This is a genomic window from Bifidobacterium sp. LH_419 (assembly GCF_056356955.1).
This window is the reverse complement of record NZ_JBKEVG010000011.1, coordinates 52,715-72,724: the sequence shown is the minus strand read 5'-3', so window position 1 is coordinate 72,724 and position 20,010 is coordinate 52,715. Positions and strand designations below refer to the sequence as shown.

The window sequence follows — 20,010 nt, the reverse complement described above, 5'->3', positions numbered from 1 at the left end:
GGCTCACGCCCAGCGATCGGACATCGCGAACGCGTTGTGCATCAGATTGCTGGACGTGTACAGCACATCATTGAGCAGCATCGTCGTGTGTTCGCGCAGGTAGCCGGCCATCCGCTCGTTCGCGGCTTCCAGCGTCGTCGCGATTGTCGCGTCGTCCGCGCGTCCGGCGGCAGGCGCGTCGGCGGCGTCGGCTTCGCCGCGCCCGCCCGCGACCTGCGCCGTGACCGTCGCGTCCGTCTCGTCGACCAGACGATGGCCGTACGCGCGCACGCCTTCCGCGTACCCCTCCACCAGATTGTTCGTCTCGTAGAAGTGGGCGTCGGCGATGACCGCGATGAGACGGTTCGTCCAGTACAGGTTGCCGGTCGAGACGATCGGCGTCGTGTCGCGCAGATAGGCGGGCGTGTCGCGCACGTTCGCATAGAACGGCGCGACCGTCGTGAACGGGCCGGAACCGAACGACGTCCACATGACGGCACGCGCCGATTCCGGCACGTACGGGCGCACCTGGATCGCGACCATGTGGCCGGTGCGGTTGACGCCGATCGGACGGTAGCGGTGACGCGACTCCGGCGTGCCGAGCGTGCCGTACGGGTCGTACGGCGTGCCTTCGAAATGCGAGGCGAGGATGCGGTCGACGTCCTCGATCGTGATCTTGTTCTCCGGCACGCGGCACCACGGGATGTCGTCGGACGTGGGCGTGTAGCGGGCGGCCGGGGAATCCCAGTCCTCGCTCGGGTTGAGGCAGCGCTGCATGTACCAGGCGCGCGGCGTGTTGTAGATGTGGTCCTTCGCCGTGGACGTGCCGAACGCGGTGCGCGGGTTGAAGCGGTCCGGCGTCTCCACCGAGCCGTCCGCCGCGAAGCCGACCACGCCGCGCGCCGCGCCGAGGCCCGCGCCGCGCACGGGCACCGCGGACGTGTGCGCCGGCATCGTGCGGTCGAGGCGGTGCGCGGCCATCCACTCGCGCAGGTCGGCGCTGCACAGGTATTCGCGCTGCGGGCCGAACGCGTCCTTCAGGTCGAAGTCGTCGATGCCCAGCTGGTTCGGGATGGTCGCATAGCAGTCGTCGGGCACGCGGCGGGCGATCCAATGATGGCCGCCGATCGTCTCCACATACCAGATCTCATCCACGTCGGAGATGATCACGCCGTTCGACTCGTACGTGCCGTATTGCTCGAGCAGTTCGCCGAGTCGCTGGACGCCCTCGCGCGCCGTATGCACATACGGCAGGACGAGCGTGATGATGTCCTCCTCGCCGATGCCGCCCGGCTGCTCGGGGCGGTAGTCCGGGTTGGACGTGCCGTCCGGATTGGTCGGCTCGCCTTGGGCCGGGCGCAGTTCGACCAGCGGATCGGCGGCGAGCACGCGTTCGTTCACCGCGATCGTCTCCGTGGCGCTCATCGCCACGTTGCGCTCGCTCGCGCCCGCCTCGGCGAGGATGCCGCGATTGTTGAGCACGTTCGGGGCGATTGTGTACCGGCATGGTTCGCCGGCGTCCGTCAGATCGATCTCGACGTGGGAGAGGACGGCGCGGTAATGGCGCGGCTGGTCCTTGGGGTTGACGGTGACGAGTCGTTTCGGATCGTAGCGGCCCGAACCGGAGTCGTCATCGCGCGCGATGATCGTCGATCCGTCGATGCTGGCCGCTTTTCCTACAAGAAGTGTGGTGCAAGACATGCTGCCCACTGTAGTAGGTGCGGTGTGGTGGGTGGGACGTGCGGGGCTGGGGTGCGGGCCCCGGAACACAAAAATCCCTTGGAATCATTGAGATTCCAAGGGATTCGCGGTGCCCCCCGTGGGATTCGAACCCACAACCCACGACTTAAAAGGACGCTGCTCTAACCGTTGAGCTAGAGGGGCAACGTTTCTAAAATACACACGCCGCGCGGACATTGCAACCCTGCGCCGCCGGTTTCCGTGTCCGTCGGCTACGTTGGCCTGCTCGTGAGCGAGGCGCGGGCGGGACACAAGTGAGGCAGGGGCAAGACACAGGGCAAAGAGAAAGCCCGGTGGGAAGACCGGGCTTGAGAGAGAAGAGAGAAGAAGGGATTCAGTTATCGCGGCTTTTCAACCGTGATTCCCAGTAAACCCCCGCCTCTTCAACGTGTTGTGTGCAAATGCTGGGAAAACCATGAGAATCATGTGGCGTTCCGGTGCGGCCGACGACGGTCAGCCGACGACGGTCAGTTGAACCCGGTCAGCCGACCCCGACCGGCCGACACCAATCAGTTGAACCCGACCACGCGTTCCGCCACGCGGTATCCCCACCGGATCACGGACCTGCCCGCCGACCCATGCAGGTTCAGCGCGCGCGACATCGGCTTGCGGCGCACGTCATGGTAGATCGACGGCGAATACGTCTTGATCCCGGCCCACAGCCGCTTCTTCTTCGCATAGTTCTCCGGATCGCGCGAGAGGATCAGGAACACGCTCGCCACCGAGCTTTCGATCGCGAGGAAGTGGATCATGTACCGGTACAGCCCGTCCGGCACGGTCCCGCGTTCCGGCGTCGCCTCGACCATGCACTGGTTGACGTGGATCAGCTGGTCGACGCGTCGGATCATCACGTCGGTCTGCACGCTCTGCCCGTCGCGTCCGATGAAGTAGTGGTAGAACGGCGTGTCCAGGTAGCGCAGCGACTTCACCCACGGGAACGGCTGGTACGCGTAGATGAAATCGACGTAGAACGTGTGCTCGGGCAGCCGCATGCCGGACGCGCGCACCACGGACGTGCGGAAGATCAGCGCGTGCATGAGGATGTACTCGGCGAGACCGAAATGCCCCATGTCGTCCCACGTGAGGCGCTCGCCGGTCTTCATCGCGTGACGGAAGTTGACCACGTGCTTGCGGCGCTTGCCGACCTTGTCGTACACGTAGTTGGTGACGAGCATGTCGACCGGGTCGCCGCCCGCGATCTCGTCGCGCAGCGCGGCCATCACCTCTTCGAGCGAGTCCGGGCCCACCCAGTCGTCCGCGTCCACGACCTTCACGTACATGCCGCGCGCCGCCGCGATGCCCGTGTTCACCGCGCCGCCGTGGCCTTTGTTCTCCTGGTGGATGGCACGCACGATGCCGGGGAAGCGGCGTTCGAACGCGCGCGCCACCTCCAGCGTGGAATCCTTGGATCCGTCGTCGACGATGAGCACCTCGATGTCGTCGTTGCGCCGCGCCGCCGTGAGCGACAGCACGCAGCGCTCCAGATACTCCTCCATGTTGTAGGAGGGCACCACGAAGGTGAGCGTCTTGCCGGTGGCGGCCTGTCCGTCGGCCGTCGTCGATGCCGGTTGCGTCATAGTCACGATCCTCGAAATCACATCTGGTTTGTTCGGTTCAACGCCTCACCCTAGCACCGGGCCCACTCGGACGGGACTTATGCGCATATCCTGCACATCCGGTTCATGTTCCGTCACGCCGCGTGCGTCACGCCGGTTCCGGCGTCGCCGCCGTCCGCCGCGTCGTTCGGTTCCTGCGGAACGGACGACTGCGGCGTTCGCGCCGAGCCGTCGTCCGGTCGCGTGTCCGGTCGTGTGGTTTTCCGTGATTTCGCGGTTTTCGCGGATTTGCCTTCGAAGATGAGCTTCGGTTTCGAGTCGAGTCGGCTCAGTCCGTGCCATGCGAGATCGACGATGTATGCGGCGAGCTGCTCCTTGCTGACTTTCGGCCGGTCCGCCCAGTATTGTCCGGTGAACACGGTCATGCCGACGAGCATCTGTGCGTAGTACGGCACGCCTTTGGGAGAGAGTTTCTGCCGTTTGAACGCGGCGATGAGCAGGTCCTCGACGCGCATCGAGATGTCGCCGAGCAGCGAGCTGAACGATCCGGACGGATCGGTGCTCGGCGAGTCGCGCGACAGCACCTGGAACCCTTCCGCGTTCTCCTCGATGTAGGTGAGCAGCGCGAGCGCCGTGCGTTCGACGATCTGGCGCGGATGCATGTCCGGGTCGTCGAGTGCGGCGGTGAGCGCGGCGGTGAGCGCCTGCATCTCGCGGTCGACGATCACCGCGTACAGGCCTTCCTTGCCGCCGAAATGCTCGTAGACGATCGGTTTGGAGACCTTCGCGGTGCTGGCGATCTCCTCGACGCTCACCGATTCGAATCCTTTCGATGCGAAGAGGGATCGTCCGATGCGGATGAGCTGTTCGCGTCGCTGATACGACGTCATGCGTGAGGAATTGGCCATGCCCCTTAGCTTAGCCGCCGTCGCGGGACGTGCCGGCGCGGGTGACGGCCGTCGTTAGACTGGGGGTCATGGATAGCAATACATTGGCCATGGTAGGCGTCGCCGTAGTCGCGATTGTCCTGATTTTGTTGGCAGTCTGGTTCTCCAAGTCGCGCAAGCGCGATCTTGACAAGACGATCGAGGAGCGGGAGGCGCGCCGCGATCTGCCGGAGAGTGCGGAGCCCGAGCCCAAGGCGGAGGCCGCTTCGGAAACCCCCTCCGGCGCGGAGCGCCACCTCCCCCTGAAGGGGGAGGAAAAGAAGGCTCCCGAACCTGAATCCGCGGACCACCCCCAGTCGGCTGCGCCGACAGCCCCCGCCAGCGGGGGCGAGAACGAGGAGCCGGAGCCGGCGGCGGAGGCCGCGCCGGAACCCGCGCCCGCGCCGGCGCCGAAGGCGGAGAAGCCGGAGTCGGTGGGCGGGCGTCTCGCCCGGCTCAAGGCGAAGCTCGCCAAGTCGAGCAACCCGTTCGGCAAGGCGCTGTTCGACATCCTCGCGAAGGACAACCTCTCCGAATCCGATTGGGAGGACGTCGAGGACACGCTCCTGCTCGCCGACGTCGGCGCCGAAGCCTCCGAACAGCTCGTCGACGAGTTGCGCACCGACGCGCGTGTCACCGGCAAGGCCGATCCGGCCGAGGTACGCGCCGCCCTGAAGGAGAAGCTGCTCGACCTGGTCGGCCGCGATACGGACCGCCGCCTCAACGCGGACAAGCCGGGCGCGAACCGTCCGGGCGTCATCATCATGGTGGGCGTCAACGGCACCGGCAAGACCACGACCGCCGGCAAGCTTGCCCGCCTGTTCGTCTCCGAAGGCAAGAGCGTCGTGCTCGGCGCGGCCGACACGTTCCGCGCCGCCGCCGCCGATCAGCTCGAAACGTGGGGCGCGAAGGTCGACGTGCCGGTCGTCCGCTCCGACAAGGACGGCGCCGACCCGGCGTCCGTCGCGTTCGAGGCGAGCGCCAAGGCCAAGGAGCTGGATGCCGACGTGCTCATCATCGATACGGCCGGCCGTCTCCAGAACAAGGCGAACCTGATGGACGAGCTCGGCAAGATCCGCCGCGTCACCGAGAAGAACCTTCCCGTGGACGAGGTGCTGCTCGTGCTCGATGCGACCACCGGCCAGAACGGCATGACCCAGGCGAAGGTGTTCGCCGAGGCGATCGGCATCACCGGCGTCGTGCTCTCCAAGCTCGACGGTTCCGCCAAGGGCGGCATCGTGATCAGCGTGCAGAAGGAGCTCGGCGTGCCCGTCAAGCTCGTCGGCCTCGGCGAAGGACCCGACGACCTCGCCCCCTTCGACCCGGAAGGCTTCGTCGACGGCATCCTCGCCTGAATCCATCCCCGCACTGCGACCAAGGTCCCGGACCATGTCATGGAACATGGTCCGGGACCTTTGCGTTTTCGTCACGTTTCGATTCGTCCCCGCCGAATCCCCGCGAAATCCCCGAGGAATCAACGCGAACGCACCCCGCATCGCCGTCGCGATTAACAAGCGCGTAACCTGCCGTAACGAAACGAAAACCATCCGGGCGTTCACTATCGAACCGTTAGCCCCCGCTGGGGGACGACGAAAGAACGAATGGCCTCGCCCGAGAAGCGGGGCGAAAGATGTGAAAGAGAGGGAGGTAGACATGGATTCCGGAAACACCGCATGGATATTGACTTCCGCGTCCCTGGTTTTCCTCATGACGCCGGGCGTGGCGTTCTTCTACGGTGGCATGGTCCGCGCGAAGGCCGTGCTGAACATGTTCATGCTTGAGGCGGCCGCGCTGTCGGTCACGATGATCATCTGGACCCTGTGGGGCTGGTCCATCGCCTACGCCGGCACCGACGTCGCCGGCATCTTCGGCGATCCGGCCTCCGGCTTCCTGCTGAAGGATTCGATGGTCGCCAAGGACGGCGTGTTCACCACGACCGGCCTGAACTCCAACAACTATCCGGTGTCCGTGGACGTCGCCTTCCAGGTCGCGTTCGCGATGATCACCGTCGGCCTGATCTGCGGCGCCATCGCCGAACGCGTCAAGTACAGCACGTGGATGATCTTCGTCGCGCTGTGGGTCACGTTCGACTACGCCCCGATGGCCCACATGGTCTGGAACGGCGGTCTGCTGTCCGGCTCCGGCGCGATCTCCACCGCCATCGGCGCCGCCGCCCACGATTTCGCAGGTGGTACCGTCGTCCACATCAACGCCGCAGTCGCCGCCTTGGTGATCGTCCTCATCATCGGCAAGCGCAAGGGCTTCGCCGTGCAGCCGTTCCGTCCGCACAACGTCCCGTTCGTGATGCTCGGCGCCTTCCTGCTGTGGTTCGGCTGGTTCGGTTTCAACGCCGGTTCCGCGTTCGCCGCGAACGGCACCGCCGGCTACGCCTGGGTGTCCACCTCCGCCGCGACCGCAGCCGCCATGCTCTCCTGGGGCTTCACCGAGAAGATCCGCTCCGGCCACTACACCGCGATGGGCGCCGCCTCCGGTATGGTCGCCGGCCTGGTCGCCATCACTCCGGCCGCCGATGTCGTCTCCCCGCTGTGGGCCATCGTCCTCGGCGCGATCGCCGGCGTGCTCACCTGCCTCGCCTGCGGTCTCAAGTTCAAGCTCGGCTACGATGATTCCCTCGATGTCGTCGGCGTCCACGGCGTGGGCGGCTTCACCGGCACCGTCCTCATCGGCTTCTTCGGCGAGGGCACGGGCCTGTTCGCCGGCGGCGACTGGAAGCAGCTCGTCGTCCAGATCCTCATCGCGCTGTGCGCCATCGTCTACTCCGCCGTGATCACCGGCATCATCGCCTTCGCGCTGGAGAAGACCGTCGGCTGGCGCGTCACCGAAGCCCAGGAAGTCGGCGGCATCGACCTTGCCGACCAGGGTGAACGTGCCTACGATTTTGCTGGTACCGCCAGCTCCGTCCTCAAGGAGGTGAGGTGAGATGAAGCTCATCACCGCAATCATTCAGCCCCATAAGCTCGACGACGTCAAGGAGGCCCTCGCGGCCGCCGGCGTGCACGGTCTGACCGTCTCCGAAGCGAACGGCTACGGCCGTCAGCGCGGACACACCGAGGTCTACCGTGGTGCCGAATACACCGTCGACCTGATTCCGAAGATCCGCGTCGAGGTCCTGTCCGACGACGCCGATGCGGAGACGCTCGTCGGCGTGATCGTCAAGGCCGCCGGCACCGGCACGATCGGCGACGGCAAGGTCTGGGTCGCCCCGCTCGACTCGGTGACGCGCGTGCGCACCGGCGAGTCCGGCTCCGCCGCGATCTGATAGCAGACGTCCCTCCCGCCCGGCGCATATCGTTCACCGATCGCCGGGATGGGTCGGGCCATCAAAGAGACAAGAGGTCCCCGCACGCAGCCCCCAAGCCGTGCGGGGACCTTTTCTTACCTCATCGGCCCCCTCTGACGAGGGGGCTCCCGCGCAGCGGGTGGGGGAGAGACCTCCCTCCGTCCGTCTTCGGCGGCCACCTTCTTCGTCGGGGGACAAGAAGAACAAACAAGGAGCACACGCGAAATGGCATCGGCGGTCGATGGTTTGAAGCAACGATTCATGGCGATGAGCCAGCCGGACGCGGACGGCGTCTACCGCGACGGCGCGGCGAAACGCAGGGCCCGCACCGAACTGGCGATGGACTGCCTCACGCGCCTGTGGGACGAGGCGAAGGCGAACGTCGACTTCGACGTGCCGGACCACGGCATCGGCCTCGCCGCCGTCGGCTCGCTCGCCCGCGGCCAGATCGGCCCCAGCTCCGACCTCGACCTCGTCCTCATCTACGACTCCCACGCCCTGAACGACCAGAAACTCAACGAACTCGCCAACAAGCTCTGGTACCCGCTGTGGGATTCCGGCCTCGACCTCGACCATTCGGTGCGCACCCGCCAGCAATGCGAATCCGTGACCGACCATGATCTGCCCGCCGCGATGGGATGGCTCGACGTGGAGCCCGTCGCCGGTGACATCGACCTCATCAAGACCACCGCCGATTCGATTCTCGAACGCTGGCGCAAGGCCGCGCGAAAGCGCCTGCCCGAACTGCTCGCCTCCGCCACGAGCCGGCTCGACGAGTTCGGCCGCCTCCAGTACATCAACCAGCCGGACATCAAGGAGGCGCGCGGCGGCCTGCGCGACTCGGTGCTCGTCTCCGCGCTCGCCGTCTCCTGGCTCGCCGACCGCCCGCACGGCGCCTACGACGACGCGGTCGACCGGCTGCTCGACGTGCGCGACTGCATTCACCTGGTCGCGAACAAGGACACGAACCTGCTGCTCACCCCGTATCAGGACAAGGTCGCCGCGATGCTCGGCCTCGCCGACCCGACCCTGCCCGCGGGCGGCGAGCGCGAGGCGAAGTCGATTGACGACATGCAGACGCTGCTCGCGCGCATCGGCCGGCGCATCGCGTTCTCGCTCGACTCGACCGCCTCCCGCGCCGAGCATTCGCTCACGCACGAGAAGCCCCGTTTCGCGTTCTTCCAGATGATGTCGCAGCGTGCGGGTGGCCACCGCGAGGCGCCGAAGTTCGAGAACGTCGCGCCCGGCGTCGCCGTCCACGAGCATGAGATCGTGCTTGCGCCCGGTGCCGATTCGTCGCGCGACGCCTCGCTCGCGCTGCGCGTCGCGCTCGCTTCGGCGCGCCGCAAGCTGCCGATCAATCCGGGCACGTTGGAGAATCTGCGTCGATGCCCGATCCACAGCAATCAGTGGGATGCGACGACGCGTGACCTGTTCGTGCAATTGCTCGCGTCCGGTCCGGAGCTGATCCGCGTGTGGGAGGAGATCGATTTCGCCGACATCCCGGGCAAGTGGATGCCGGAATGGCTGGGTATCCGCAATCGTCCGTCGGTGTCGGCGGCGCACCGTTACACGATCGACCGTCACTCGGTGGAGGTCGTCTCGCGTCTCACGCGCGACATCGGATTCCCGTCGCCCGCGGACCGCGAAGGCAGGTCCGAGGGCGTCGTGACCGGCGGCGCGGGCTCCGGTGCGCCGCAATACGATGACGTGCACTACACCGCGCTGCTGCTCGCCGGCATCCTGCATGACATCGGCAAGCGTTCCGGCGTCGCCGACCACGCGGCGGAAGGCGCGCGCCACGCGCCGGTGATCCTCAGGCGCATGGGCTACGACGCGGACACGATACGCATGGTGACGCTGCTGGTGCGCGAGCATCTCACGTTGAGCGAGTTCGCGACCGGCCGCAATCCGAACGATCCGAACACCGGCTCCGACCTCGCGAACCGTCTGCGCCACGACCCGATGCTGCTCGACATGCTCTACGATCTGACGCGTGCCGACGGCTCCTCGCTCGGCGCGACCTCCGAGGAGGCCATCACGAAGAAATACGGCTGGAGCACGTGGCGCGAGACCTTGGTCAAGCAGATGGTCGCCGCCACCCGCTATCACCTGTAGTCCCGTTTGTCCCGGTTCCCTCCGCCTCCGTCACCTTTCAATCCCCGTCCGTCACGGTTCCTTCCATGTTTTGCCACGGAATACCGTGGAGAACCAAGGAGCGAGTCGTGACGGTCGTGGATGGGACCGTGACAATCAAGGACGTGAACTCGTCTTTATCTTGCGGCGGCCCGCTCAATCACCCATCCACGCGTCGCCGTGCGCGCGAATCCCGTTGAACGTCGCGCGCAATCCGATGAACACGACGTTCAGCACCGCCCACAACGCGACCATGCGCGCGGCCGGCGCGTCGAACGCCGCCGTGCCGGCGAGCGCGCCGACGCAGGCGAGCGCGAGCAGGTACGCGACGGCGGTCGCGCCGCACGTCGCGGCCAGATAGCGGTAGTCGCCGGCGCCGATGAGGATGCCGTCGAGCGCCCACATCCATCCGCACAACGGCAGGAACACGCCCTGCGTGACCATGCCGACGACGATCAGCGACTGGACGGCCGCGTCCGGCGAGAACAGGGGAGCGGCGGCGAAGCCGACCGCGATCATGCCGGCGCCGATCGCCGCGCCCGCGACGGCGCCGGCGCGCGCGGCCGCGGCGGTCGTCGCGCGCGCACCGGCGCGACGCCGCGCGCCGAGTTCCGCGGCGACGAGCGCTTGGCCGGCGATGCCGATCGCGTCAAGCATGTTGAGTACGAAATTCCACGTCGCGTTGACCGCCTGGTATGCGGCGAGCACGGTCACGCCCATGCGCGCGGCGAGCATGACGGTCGCGACGAGGCATGCGCGCAGGGCGAGCGTGCGCAGGAACAGCGGCACGCCGTCTCCCGCGCTGTGCGCGATGCCGGCGAGCCGCGGGCGCACGGACGCGCCTTCCGCGCGCGACCACAGGATCGCGGGTACGGTAAGGAAGATTCCCATGAACCATTGCGCGATGAGCGTGGCCGCGCCGGAACCGGCGATGCCCCAGCCGAGCGCGATGACGAACAGGATGTCCAGGAGCGTGTTGACGATCGCGCCGGCGATGGCGGCGATCAGGGTGATGCGCACCTTCTGAAGCCCGCGGAAGATGCCGTTCGCCGCGTAGACGAGCAGCATGCCCGGCAGGCCGAAGACGATCGCGTCGAGGTAGCGTTCCGCCTCGTCGAGGACGGGGCCTTCCGCGCCGAGTGCGGCGCACAGCGGCCGTCCGGCGAGGAACAGGATGACGGACACGACGACGCCGATACCGAGCGCCAGCCACATGCCGTCGATGCCGGCTTCGAGGCCTTCGCGCCGGCGGCCCGCGCCGATGAGCCGCGCCACCTGCGAAGTGGTGCCGTAGGCGAGGAACACGCACAGTCCGACGGTGGTGAGGACAATCGTCGATCCGATGGACAGGCCCGCGAGCGAGGCTTCGCCGAGATGGCCGACGATGGCCGTGTCGATGAGGATGAACGCGGGTTCGGCGATGAGCTGCCCAAACGTCGGAATCGCCAGCGCCGCAATCCGCGCAGTAGTACGGCGGGTGTCCGGGAGCGGGGAGGTTTCGGAGTCGCCGGTGTCGGCGCTGCGGCGGTCGGAGTTGCCGGTGTCGGTGGTCATCTCGTGCTCCTGCTCGTCGTCGGTCGTTTCCGCCCGTCCACTGTAGTCGAGGGGATTCCAGCCTCCCGGCTCCCCTTGTCAGGGGAGCTGTCGGCGTAGCCGACTGAGGGGTAGTAGCCGGGTATGTGAAATCCCGGCTGTCTTGGTCCGCCGTTGGCGGCGCGGCCCTCTGCCTCGGCTAGGGGGATCTGTCTCATAAGGCCGGGGAGCGGCGTCCCCTCCCTACTCTGGCTCCCCTTGTCAGGGGAGCTGTCGGCGTAGCCGACTGAGGGGTAGTCCCGGGACGTGACCGGGGTGTTCGGGTTGTCGTTGGTGGCGATGGCCTCTGCCTCGGCTCCCCTTGTCAGGGGAGCTGTCGGCGTAGCCGACTGAGGGGTAGTAGCCGGCTTCGCCGGCGTGGCGCAGCCCCGTTCACCCTCCGTTCATACGCGATTCCGACGCTGTTACCACGGTGTTACGTGTCGCGCAAGTCGGTGTCCATGGGTGGGAAAGTAATCCACACGTTATCCCCAAGTTATCCACCAAGTTATCCCCATAGTGTGGATAACTCAGTGGATTTCCACCGCCAAAACGGGCCGAAAATGTGGATAACTTTTTCTTATCCACAGTGCCATTCGGCGTGTCGCGGCATGACGGTGGCTGATTGTGGGCAACCCGGTGGATAACCACCCGTTCTCCCACATCTAGTTGTGGACAACCCCCTCATGCTCCATATCTATGGTGGATAACCACAATGGGGCCGCACCTTCCCTGCTCCCCCTTCAGGGGGAGCTGCGAGAAGGAGAACGCGGCATCGCGGTCAAGTATTCCCTGCTCCCCCTCCAGGGGGAGCTGTCGCGCAAAGCGCGACTGAGGGGGTGTTCGAAAAGCGGCCAACACGGACCCCACACAAAACGAAAGGCCCGGCCGATGGGGGCCGGGCCTTTCGCGAAGGAGAGAGGAAGAAGAAAGAAGGTGTTCAGTTATCGTTATGGGGACGGGAAGAAGGGAAACGTCCTCGCCGGTCCGCTTCCGCCAGCCTCCGATGATGGACTTCATCGGTTCGGGCTTCCGTTCGCCGGTGATTACATATAACCGCGCGAACCTCAACGCAATGATGCGAAAACCTTGGAACACCATGGCAATCCCCATGGGATACGCCGACGACGCCCGTGTCGGGGCTCTCGGAGGCCGGCGCGCGGCCCGGAATGCCGGCAATCCCCGCGTGTCCGCATGGTGGCGTGGGTTCGCGGGCGGTTCACGCCGCTCCTTATAATCATTGCGTTTACGTAGCATATGCGGCAAACGCTCCCGTCCCACGAGAGGGCGGGAGGCAGCGGAAGAAGATTGGATAGCAGTGGCTCTCATCGTGCAGAAGTACGGCGGCTCGTCGGTCGCCGATACCGATTCGATCAAACGTGTGGCCAAGCGCGTCGTCGAAACGAAGAAAAAAGGCAACAAGGTCGCCGTGGTCGTCTCCGCGATGGGCGACACCACCGACGATCTCATCGACCAGGCGCTGAGCATCGACTCCAACCCGCCGGAGCGCGAGATGGACATGCTGATGACCGCCGGCGAACGCATCTCCATGAGCCTGCTCGCCATGGCCATCCACGCGGAAGGCAGCCGCGCCCACTCATTCACCGGACAGCAGGCCGGCTTCTTCACCGACGCCCGCTACGGTGCCGCCCACATCAAAGCCGTCAAGCCGGACCGCGTGAAGAACGCGCTCTCCCTCGGCGACGTCGCCATCGTCGCCGGCTTCCAGGGCATCAACGCGAAGGGCGACGCGACCACGCTCGGCCGCGGCGGCTCCGACACGTCCGCAGTCGCGCTCGCCGTCGCGCTCGGCGCCGACATCTGCGAGATCTACACCGACGTGGACGGCATCTTCACCGCCGATCCGCGCATCGTGCCCACCGCGCGACGTATCCCGTACGCCGGCTACGACGCGATCCTCGAAATGGCGTCGTGCGGCTCGAAGGTGCTTGCGCTGCGCTGCGTCGAATACGCGCAACGATTCAACATGCCGCTGCACGTGCGCTCCTCCTTCTCGCACCGTCCCGGCACGCTCGTCGTGCCCGAGGGCGTCGACCCGCGCAGCCTGCCGAACATCGACTGACGCGACGCGACATCACGATCGAACAGTAACGCAACGAAACGTAACGAAACCGAAAGCGACATCATCACCATGAGCGAGAACAACGACAACAAATCGATGGGCGACCTGTTCCCCGACCTCGGACCGGAGGCTCCGGTCATCTCCGGCATCGCGCACGACCGCAGCGAGGCGCTCGCCACCGTGCGCGGCGTGCCGAACGAGCCGGGCATGGCCGCGAAGGTGTTCACCGAGCTGGCCGCCGCCGGCATCAATGTGGACATGATCGTGCAGGCCGGCTCCTCCGCCGGCACCGCCGACATCTCCTTCACCGTGCCGGAGGCCTCCGTCAAGGCCGTCGAAAGCGCGCTGCTCGACGCGCATGAGGCGCTCGACTACAAGTCCTTCGATGTCGATCCGAACGTCGGCAAGGTCGCGGTCGTCGGCGTCGGCATGAAGACCCACTCGGGCCTCGCCGCCAAGTTCTTCCAGGCGCTGAGCGACAAGGGCATCAACGTGCTGATGATCTCCACCTCCGAGATCCGCATCGCCGCGCTCGTGCCGCTCGACCAGCTCAACGAGGCCGTCAAGGCCCTCCACACCGCCTACGGCCTCGACGCCGACAAGGTGGAAGCCGTGGTCTACGGCGGCACCGGTAGGTGATTGACGGGCGGCTGTAGGTGCCGGGCAGGCCGGGCGTAGTCCGCGCGTTGCGTGTCCTGTAAGGATGCGGGTATAGTAGGCGGTGCTAATTCCCAATAAGAAGTTGGCCTCGTTAGCCGCTTCGATTGCTCGGCAGTTTCTGCCAGGGGCGGGTCATATGACCCGCCCCGTTTTTTGTTCCAGTAGTATGCCGGTATCAGCGGATTCTCGGAGTGGAGGAATGGACCATGAAAGACATGCGATACAGGATCGGCATCGACGTCGGCCTGAACTCGGTGGGATTGGCCGCGATTGAAGTCGATGATGATGACATGCCGGTGCGCATTCTCAATGCGCAGTCGGTCATCCATGACGGCGGCGTCGACCCGACCAAGCAGAAGGAGGCGATCAGCCGGAAGAACATCGCCGGTGTCAGCCGACGGGCACGGCGCATGGTGCATAACCGTCGTCAGCGCCTTGACAGCCTCGACGAGGCACTCAAGAATGCCGGATATCCGACTGTCGAATCGGAGTCATTGACCGCGCCGTTCGAGGAATGGCATGTGCGCGCCCGACTGGCCGAATCCTTCATCGAGGACGAGGCCACGCGGCGCGAGGAACTGTCCATCGCCCTGCGCCATATCGCGCGGCACAGGGGATGGCGCAACCCGTACCATCGCGTGGAATCGTTGCTGGTGGACAACCCGTATTCGGAGCAATACGAGGAACTGAAGAAACGTGCGGAGGAACTCGCCGGCCGTACCGTAACGGGGAATCCCACACCGGCGCAGCTTGTCGTGGTTGTGCTGCTGCTCGGCTATGCGGAGCCGCCGCGCCTGCGCACCAGCACCAAGCATGGCGCGGGGTTGCTGCCTCAGCGGCTTATGCAGGAGGATAACGCGAACGAGTTGAAGCGCATCTTCGACGTGCAGCGCGTTCCACGCAGTGAATGGGAGCCGTTGCTCCGTGAGGTGTTCCAGGCTAAATCGCCCAAGGGGTCCGGGGAGAAGAGGGTAGGTCGTGACCCGTTCGATCCTTCGCAGCCGCGCGCGCTGAAGGCGTCGCTGGCGTTCCAGCGGTATCGCATCGTCAATGTGCTGACGAACCTGCGTATCCGGGAGGAAGACGGGTACGAGCGGCCCTTGACGGTGGCCGAGAAGCAATCGGCATATGAGTTGCTCGCCTCCGATGCGAAGGACGACATCACATGGATCGATGTCGCAAATCGTCTCGGGTATGCGAGGAGCCAGCTCAAAGGCATCGGCAGTATGACCAAAGACGGTGAGGAGCGTATCTCCAGCACTCCGCAGCGGTTGACATCCCTGCAGCGCATTCGTGAGGCTGACAGGAAAATCGCCAAGCCGCTGCTGAAGTGGTGGAAGGGCGCATCGGATACGGCGCGGGAGGCGATGATCCGATTGCTGTCCAATACCGTGGACTTCGATAAGGTCCATGATGATCTGGCATATGCCGACGCCATCGCGTTCATCGACGAGTTGGACGACGAGGCGATGGTCAAACTGGATTCGATCGACCTGCCTGCCGGCCGTGCCGCATACGGCGAGGAGACGTTGCGCAAGCTCACCGAACGCATGCTGACCACCGATGACGATCTGCAGGCCGCACGCAAGGTGCTGTTCCACGTCTCCGATTACTGGAGGCCGGCGGCGGACCCCATCGGCGCGCCGTTGGGCAATCCTTCGGCGGACAGGGTCGTGAAGATCGTCAACCAGTGGCTGACGAATTGCCGCAATCGTTGGGGTGATCCCGTGTCCGTGCAGATCGAGCACGTGCGTTCCGGGTTCAAGTCGGCGAAGACGGCACGGGAATATGAACGTGACAACGAGAAGCGGAGCGTCCGTCGAGCCAATCTCGCAAAGGAGCTGCGGGCAAGCGGGTATGGTGACCATAACGACAGTATTCGTAGGTTAGAGGCGCTGCAACGCCAGCACAGCCAATGCCTGTACTGCGGACGTATGATTACATTCGAAACCTGCGATATGGATCATATCGTACCTCGTTCGGGTGCGGGTTCTACCAACACCCGTGCGAATCTGATGGCAGTGTGTAAAGATTGCAATGGGGATAAGCAGGGTGGGCTTTTCTCAGTGTGGGTGAAAACCAAGTGGGCGCAGGAACACGGCGTCAGCCTGAAAGCCACCCTTCAGCGGGTCGACAATATGCTGCGCGATTGCGATGCGAAGGCTTGGCGCCGTTTCCAGCAGGAAGTCAAGATGCGGCTCAGGCAGACCGAAAAGGACGATCCAATCGATAATCGCTCCATCGAATCGGTTGCGTGGATGGCCAATGAACTTCATCGCCGCATCAACTGGTATTTCAACGCGGAACACTATCGTGCCGAGTCCGATAAGGAACGAGCCGAAGCGCCCGTAGTGGACGTGAGGGTTTTCCGTGGGCAGATTACGAACTTTGCGCGTAAAGCGAGCGGGTTGGAAAACCGGATTCATTTCTTCGGTCCCAAGGGCAAGACGCGTCTCGATCGCCGTCATCATGCGGTGGATGCCGCTGTGATTGCGATGTTGCAGCCTTCTGTGGCGAAAACACTGGTGGTGCGTGATTCGATACGCGTGTCGCAGATGATTGTGCGCAAAGGACAGCTGGACGAAGGGGAGCGTTCCTGGAAGGATTATCCGTATAAGGACTCTGAGGAAACCTATGCGGACTACCGTATCTTCCGACAATGGCGTATTGGCATGAGCCAACTGACCGAACTGCTTAATGACGCGTTCGACCATAATCGAGTAACGGTGCGCCAGCCATTGCGATTGCAGCTGGATAATTCGATAGCGCATGATGCAACAGTCAAGCCGTTGAAGCGGGTCCGTCTCGGCGATGCCATGGATGCCGACCTGATTCGCAGGGCCTCCACACCTGCATTGTGGTGCGCGCTCACCCGTCATCCCGACTTTGACGAGAAGACCGGTCTGCCGGTGAACGACATGCGCCGGATCACCGTGCATGGCACCTCATACACGGCCGATGATGAAGTGGGATTCTTCGCCGGGCAGTCGGCGCAGGTCGCCGTCCGCGGTGGTTCCGCCGACGTCGGTTCGGCGATTCATCATGCGCGCGTGTACCGGTGTTGGAAGCAGAATGCCAAAGGTGCTCGCAAATACTGGTACGGCATGATTCGCGTGTTCCAAACGGATCTATTGAAGTTCCGCGGCGATGACCTGTTCTCCGCGCCATTGCCGCCGCAGTCGGTGTCGATGCGTTGGGGCGAACCACGTACCGTGCAGGCGGTGCAGTCCGGCAGCGCCGAATATCTCGGCTGGCTGGTCGTCGGCGACGAGATTCACGTGGATCTTTCCCGCGGCAAACTCAAAGGGCAGATCGGCGAATTCGCCGAGTGGTGCGGCGAATATCCGTATTCCGCCGATACCGCGTGCTGCACATGGGTGGTGGACGGATTCATGACGAACAAACAGTTGCGTCTCCACCCGAGACTGCTGGCTTCCGAAGGGTTGAAAAACGTCGGGAAAACCAAGGAGGTGCCGGACGCGGTTCAGAAGATAGTCGCGGGAAACGGCTGGCTGCCATCCCCGGATGTCTTCAGCTCGTTCGCTCCTTCGGTGATTCGCCGCAACGCCTTGGGCGAGCCGCGCTGGCATTCGAAGACCGGTCTTCCGTGCTCGTGGCGTTGGTCTGAGTAAGGCGGTCATCATGCAGAGCCAGTGGCGGGTCGTTGATTGTACCGAGATGGCGGGGCGCATCTCGTACACGCGCGGCAATATGCGCGTGCAACGCGATGATGCCGATGCGCCTGTGGACGTGCCACTGGCTCAGACGGCCGTGGTACTGCTCGGGTTGAAGGTGGCGTGTTCCGCCGCGGTACTGCATGAGATGGCCCGGTACGGTGTGTCCGTCATGTTGTGCGATTGGCGTGGAGTGCCGGATGCGGCGCTCCACGCCTGGACGGACACGCCGACCACGGTCACGCAACGGCAGCTGGCACAGGTCGACATGACGTTGCCACGTCGAAAGAACGCGTGGGGCAGGATCGTGCAGGCGAAGATACGTGGGCAGGCCGCTTGTCTGGACTCCCTTGGCCGCGATGGAGGCGGTTTGCTGCGTGGCATCGCCGCCTCCGTGCGTTCCGGAGACCCCTCCAACTGCGAAGGCCACGCGGCGAGAGAATATTGGCGGCGTGTGTTTCCTGCGGAAGAGGAATTCCGGCGTGTGCCCGGTGAGGGAATCGGACGTAACGCGCAATTGGATTACGCCTATATGGTGTTGCGAGGGTTCGCCGTCAAAGCGGTGATATCGGCCGGGCTGATTCCTTCGCTTGGCATGCACCACCGGAATCGTGGTAACTACTTCTGTTTGGCGGATGACATTCTGGAGCCGTATCGTCCGGCGATTGACCGCAAGGTCGCGGAATTGAGCGCCGAGGACTCCTTATCAGACAGAAGTGTCAAACGCCGGCTTGTAGAGGCGACCAACCAGCAGCTGAACGGCACCGGCTTGACCATCCCCAGTTCGCTGAATGATTTCGCGCAACAGTACGGTCTGTATTGCGAGGGGAAAATCGACAGGCTGCCTGTACCGGAATACGTAGGTGCCGAATGAAAAAGGACGAGGACAGTGGTGGCATGTGGTGCCTGGTGATGTTCGATCTGCCGGTCAAGACCAAACAACAGCGCAGAGTGGCCACGGAGTTCAGGAACCTGCTGGTGGATATGGGCTACAGCATGGTGCAGTACTCGGTCTACGCCAGGTACACGCCCACTCAGGCGGGAAACCGTGCGACGGTGAAGGCGATCAAAGCGGCGTTGCCCGCACATGGGTATGTGCGCGTCCTGCACATCAGCGATCACCAATGGTCCTCCGCCCTGCGGTTCGCCAACCTCGAGCCGGAAGACGAACCGGAAACGCCGGATCTCTTCACGCTTTTCTAAACGCAAAAAACGCCCAAACCCGCAGAAAATGGCCCCTCTCGGCAGGCTATCAAGTCTACCAAGAGGGCTGAATGCTAATTCCCAACAGTCGCCGCACCTGTACAGGTACATGTTCAAGTCTACCAAGAGGGCTGAATGCTAATTCCCAACATCTCCTCCAGCAGGGCGCGCGTCTCGTCAAGTCTACCAAGAGGGCTGAATGCTAATTCCCAACTGCGCGCCGCCCTTGGACGTGTTTCCCGCAAGTCTACCAAGAGGGCTGAATGCTAATTCCCAACATGGAGTTGCGGGCCGAACTCATCAGCACAAGTCTACCAAGAGGGCTGAATGCTAATTCCCAACACAGATGCGTACACGGTGCATACGGGACCAAGTCTACCAAGAGGGCTGAATGCTAATTCCCAACCGGCGACCTGGATCAGGTTCGGGGCGACCAAGTCTACCAAGAGGGCTGAATGCTAATTCCCAACCATAAGGCGGATTCCGACGCGTACGAGACAAGTCTACCAAGAGGGCTGAATGCTAATTCCCAACTTCTTATATTGTTCCGCAAATGCCAATGCAAGTCTACCAAGAGGGCTGAATGCTAATTCCCAACGGCACGTGGGCGGGCGTCGGACTGGACGCAAGTCTACCAAGAGGGCTGAATGCTAATTCCCAACGATGAGGAGAAGCATCTCTTCCAGTTGGCAAGTCTACCAAGAGGGCTGAATGCTAATTCCCAACCCGCGTTCGTGTTTGTCGGACTGCTGCGCAAGTCTACCAAGAGGGCTGAATGCTAATTCCCAACTATCACCGGTGATACCGGGGTGGTCTCACAAGTCTACCAAGAGGGCTGAATGCTAATTCTCAATGCCATCCGGTAGTATGGTAGATGCGTGTGAGTCATAATGCATATGAGTCGGGAATTAGCATCACCTTCTCACTAGACTTATCGCAACCAAAGTCGACAAGTATTCATTGGAAACTCAATCTTCTTTGAAAACTTGTCGGCATATTGGAAATGTATGGCAATTGCGCTGGTGGATAAGCCATATATCTAATAGGTATGCGATGTTTTTCAATGGCTTGGCGAAGAAGCTGTTGTTGGCTGTTTTCTGTGCTGAAATTCCTTTTTTGAGGGAGCGATTGTTGTGTTTTTATACATACGGCTTTACGCTCGAAGAATTCTGGCCAAGAT

13 protein-coding genes, 1 tRNA gene and 1 CRISPR repeat array are annotated in these 20,010 nt (G+C 63.7%); of the genes, 9 read left to right on the top strand and 5 right to left on the bottom strand.

Annotated features, from left to right (window positions below; genetic code table 11):
* Positions 1-3 precede the first annotated feature (3 nt).
* From AC1AYX_RS07990 to AC1AYX_RS07975, 4 genes are all read right to left on the bottom strand, one after another.
* Complete coding sequence (locus tag AC1AYX_RS07990) at positions 4-1,680, bottom strand: C69 family dipeptidase (protein WP_476502984.1); 1,677 nt, start codon at positions 1,678-1,680, stop codon at positions 4-6.
* Positions 1,681-1,790: 110 nt separating this feature from the next.
* Positions 1,791-1,863, bottom strand: a tRNA-Lys gene (locus AC1AYX_RS07985).
* Positions 1,864-2,228: 365 nt separating this feature from the next.
* Positions 2,229-3,296, bottom strand: coding sequence for a glycosyltransferase family 2 protein (locus tag AC1AYX_RS07980; protein WP_476502983.1), 1,068 nt, complete (start codon positions 3,294-3,296; stop codon positions 2,229-2,231).
* Positions 3,297-3,409: 113 nt separating this feature from the next.
* On the bottom strand, positions 3,410-4,165 hold the full coding sequence (locus AC1AYX_RS07975) for a TetR/AcrR family transcriptional regulator (RefSeq protein ID WP_476503007.1): 756 nt from the start codon (positions 4,163-4,165) through the stop codon (positions 3,410-3,412).
* Positions 4,166-4,251: 86 nt separating this feature from the next.
* Between AC1AYX_RS07975 and ftsY the strand changes: the two genes are divergently transcribed.
* The 4 genes from ftsY to AC1AYX_RS07955 all read left to right on the top strand — a co-directional run bounded on the left by ftsY (position 4,252) and on the right by AC1AYX_RS07955 (position 9,620).
* Positions 4,252-5,556, top strand: coding sequence for a signal recognition particle-docking protein FtsY (ftsY, locus tag AC1AYX_RS07970; RefSeq protein ID WP_476502982.1), 1,305 nt, complete (start codon positions 4,252-4,254; stop codon positions 5,554-5,556).
* 298 nt (positions 5,557-5,854) lie between these two features.
* Positions 5,855-7,141, top strand: coding sequence for an ammonium transporter (locus AC1AYX_RS07965; protein WP_476502981.1), 1,287 nt, complete (start codon positions 5,855-5,857; stop codon positions 7,139-7,141).
* Position 7,142: 1 nt separating this feature from the next.
* Positions 7,143-7,481: a P-II family nitrogen regulator gene (locus AC1AYX_RS07960; protein ID WP_034529718.1), complete on the top strand. Its 339-nt coding sequence runs from the start codon at positions 7,143-7,145 to the stop codon at positions 7,479-7,481.
* A 246-nt stretch (positions 7,482-7,727) separates the two neighbouring features.
* Entirely contained in the window at positions 7,728-9,620 is a 1,893-nt protein-coding gene (locus AC1AYX_RS07955; RefSeq protein WP_476502980.1) for a [protein-PII] uridylyltransferase family protein, read from the top strand.
* 174 nt (positions 9,621-9,794) lie between these two features.
* Here AC1AYX_RS07955 and AC1AYX_RS07950 read toward each other — a convergent pair whose 3' ends face one another.
* A complete protein-coding gene (locus AC1AYX_RS07950) occupies positions 9,795-11,192 on the bottom strand; it encodes an MATE family efflux transporter (protein ID WP_476502979.1) in 1,398 nt (465 codons plus the stop codon).
* Between the two features lie 1,336 nt (positions 11,193-12,528).
* Here AC1AYX_RS07950 and AC1AYX_RS07945 point away from each other — a divergent pair.
* The 5 genes from AC1AYX_RS07945 (at position 12,529) to cas2 (ending at position 18,830) form a co-directional block, all read left to right on the top strand.
* Positions 12,529-13,293 carry an aspartate kinase gene (locus tag AC1AYX_RS07945; RefSeq protein ID WP_163197055.1) on the top strand — a complete coding sequence of 255 codons (765 nt, stop codon included), beginning with the start codon at positions 12,529-12,531 and terminating at the stop codon, positions 13,291-13,293.
* 69 nt (positions 13,294-13,362) lie between these two features.
* Positions 13,363-13,932, top strand: a complete 570-nt coding sequence (locus AC1AYX_RS07940) for an ACT domain-containing protein (protein ID WP_476502978.1) — start codon at positions 13,363-13,365, stop codon at positions 13,930-13,932.
* 227 nt (positions 13,933-14,159) lie between these two features.
* Positions 14,160-17,585, top strand: coding sequence for a type II CRISPR RNA-guided endonuclease Cas9 (cas9, locus tag AC1AYX_RS07935; RefSeq protein ID WP_476502977.1), 3,426 nt, complete (start codon positions 14,160-14,162; stop codon positions 17,583-17,585).
* A gap of 10 nt (positions 17,586-17,595) precedes the next feature.
* Positions 17,596-18,501, top strand: a complete 906-nt coding sequence (cas1, locus tag AC1AYX_RS07930; RefSeq protein ID WP_476502976.1) for a type II CRISPR-associated endonuclease Cas1 — start codon at positions 17,596-17,598, stop codon at positions 18,499-18,501.
* Positions 18,498-18,830 (top strand): CRISPR-associated endonuclease Cas2, encoded by a 333-nt coding sequence (cas2, locus tag AC1AYX_RS07925; protein WP_476502975.1) that lies wholly within the window; start codon positions 18,498-18,500, stop codon positions 18,828-18,830. Before cas1 ends, cas2 begins: the two co-directional genes overlap by 4 nt.
* A 50-nt stretch (positions 18,831-18,880) precedes the next feature.
* A CRISPR array of direct repeats spans positions 18,881-19,684; the repeat unit is 36 nt; unit sequence CAAGTCTACCAAGAGGGCTGAATGCTAATTCCCAAC.
* Positions 19,685-20,010: the final 326 nt, after the last annotated feature.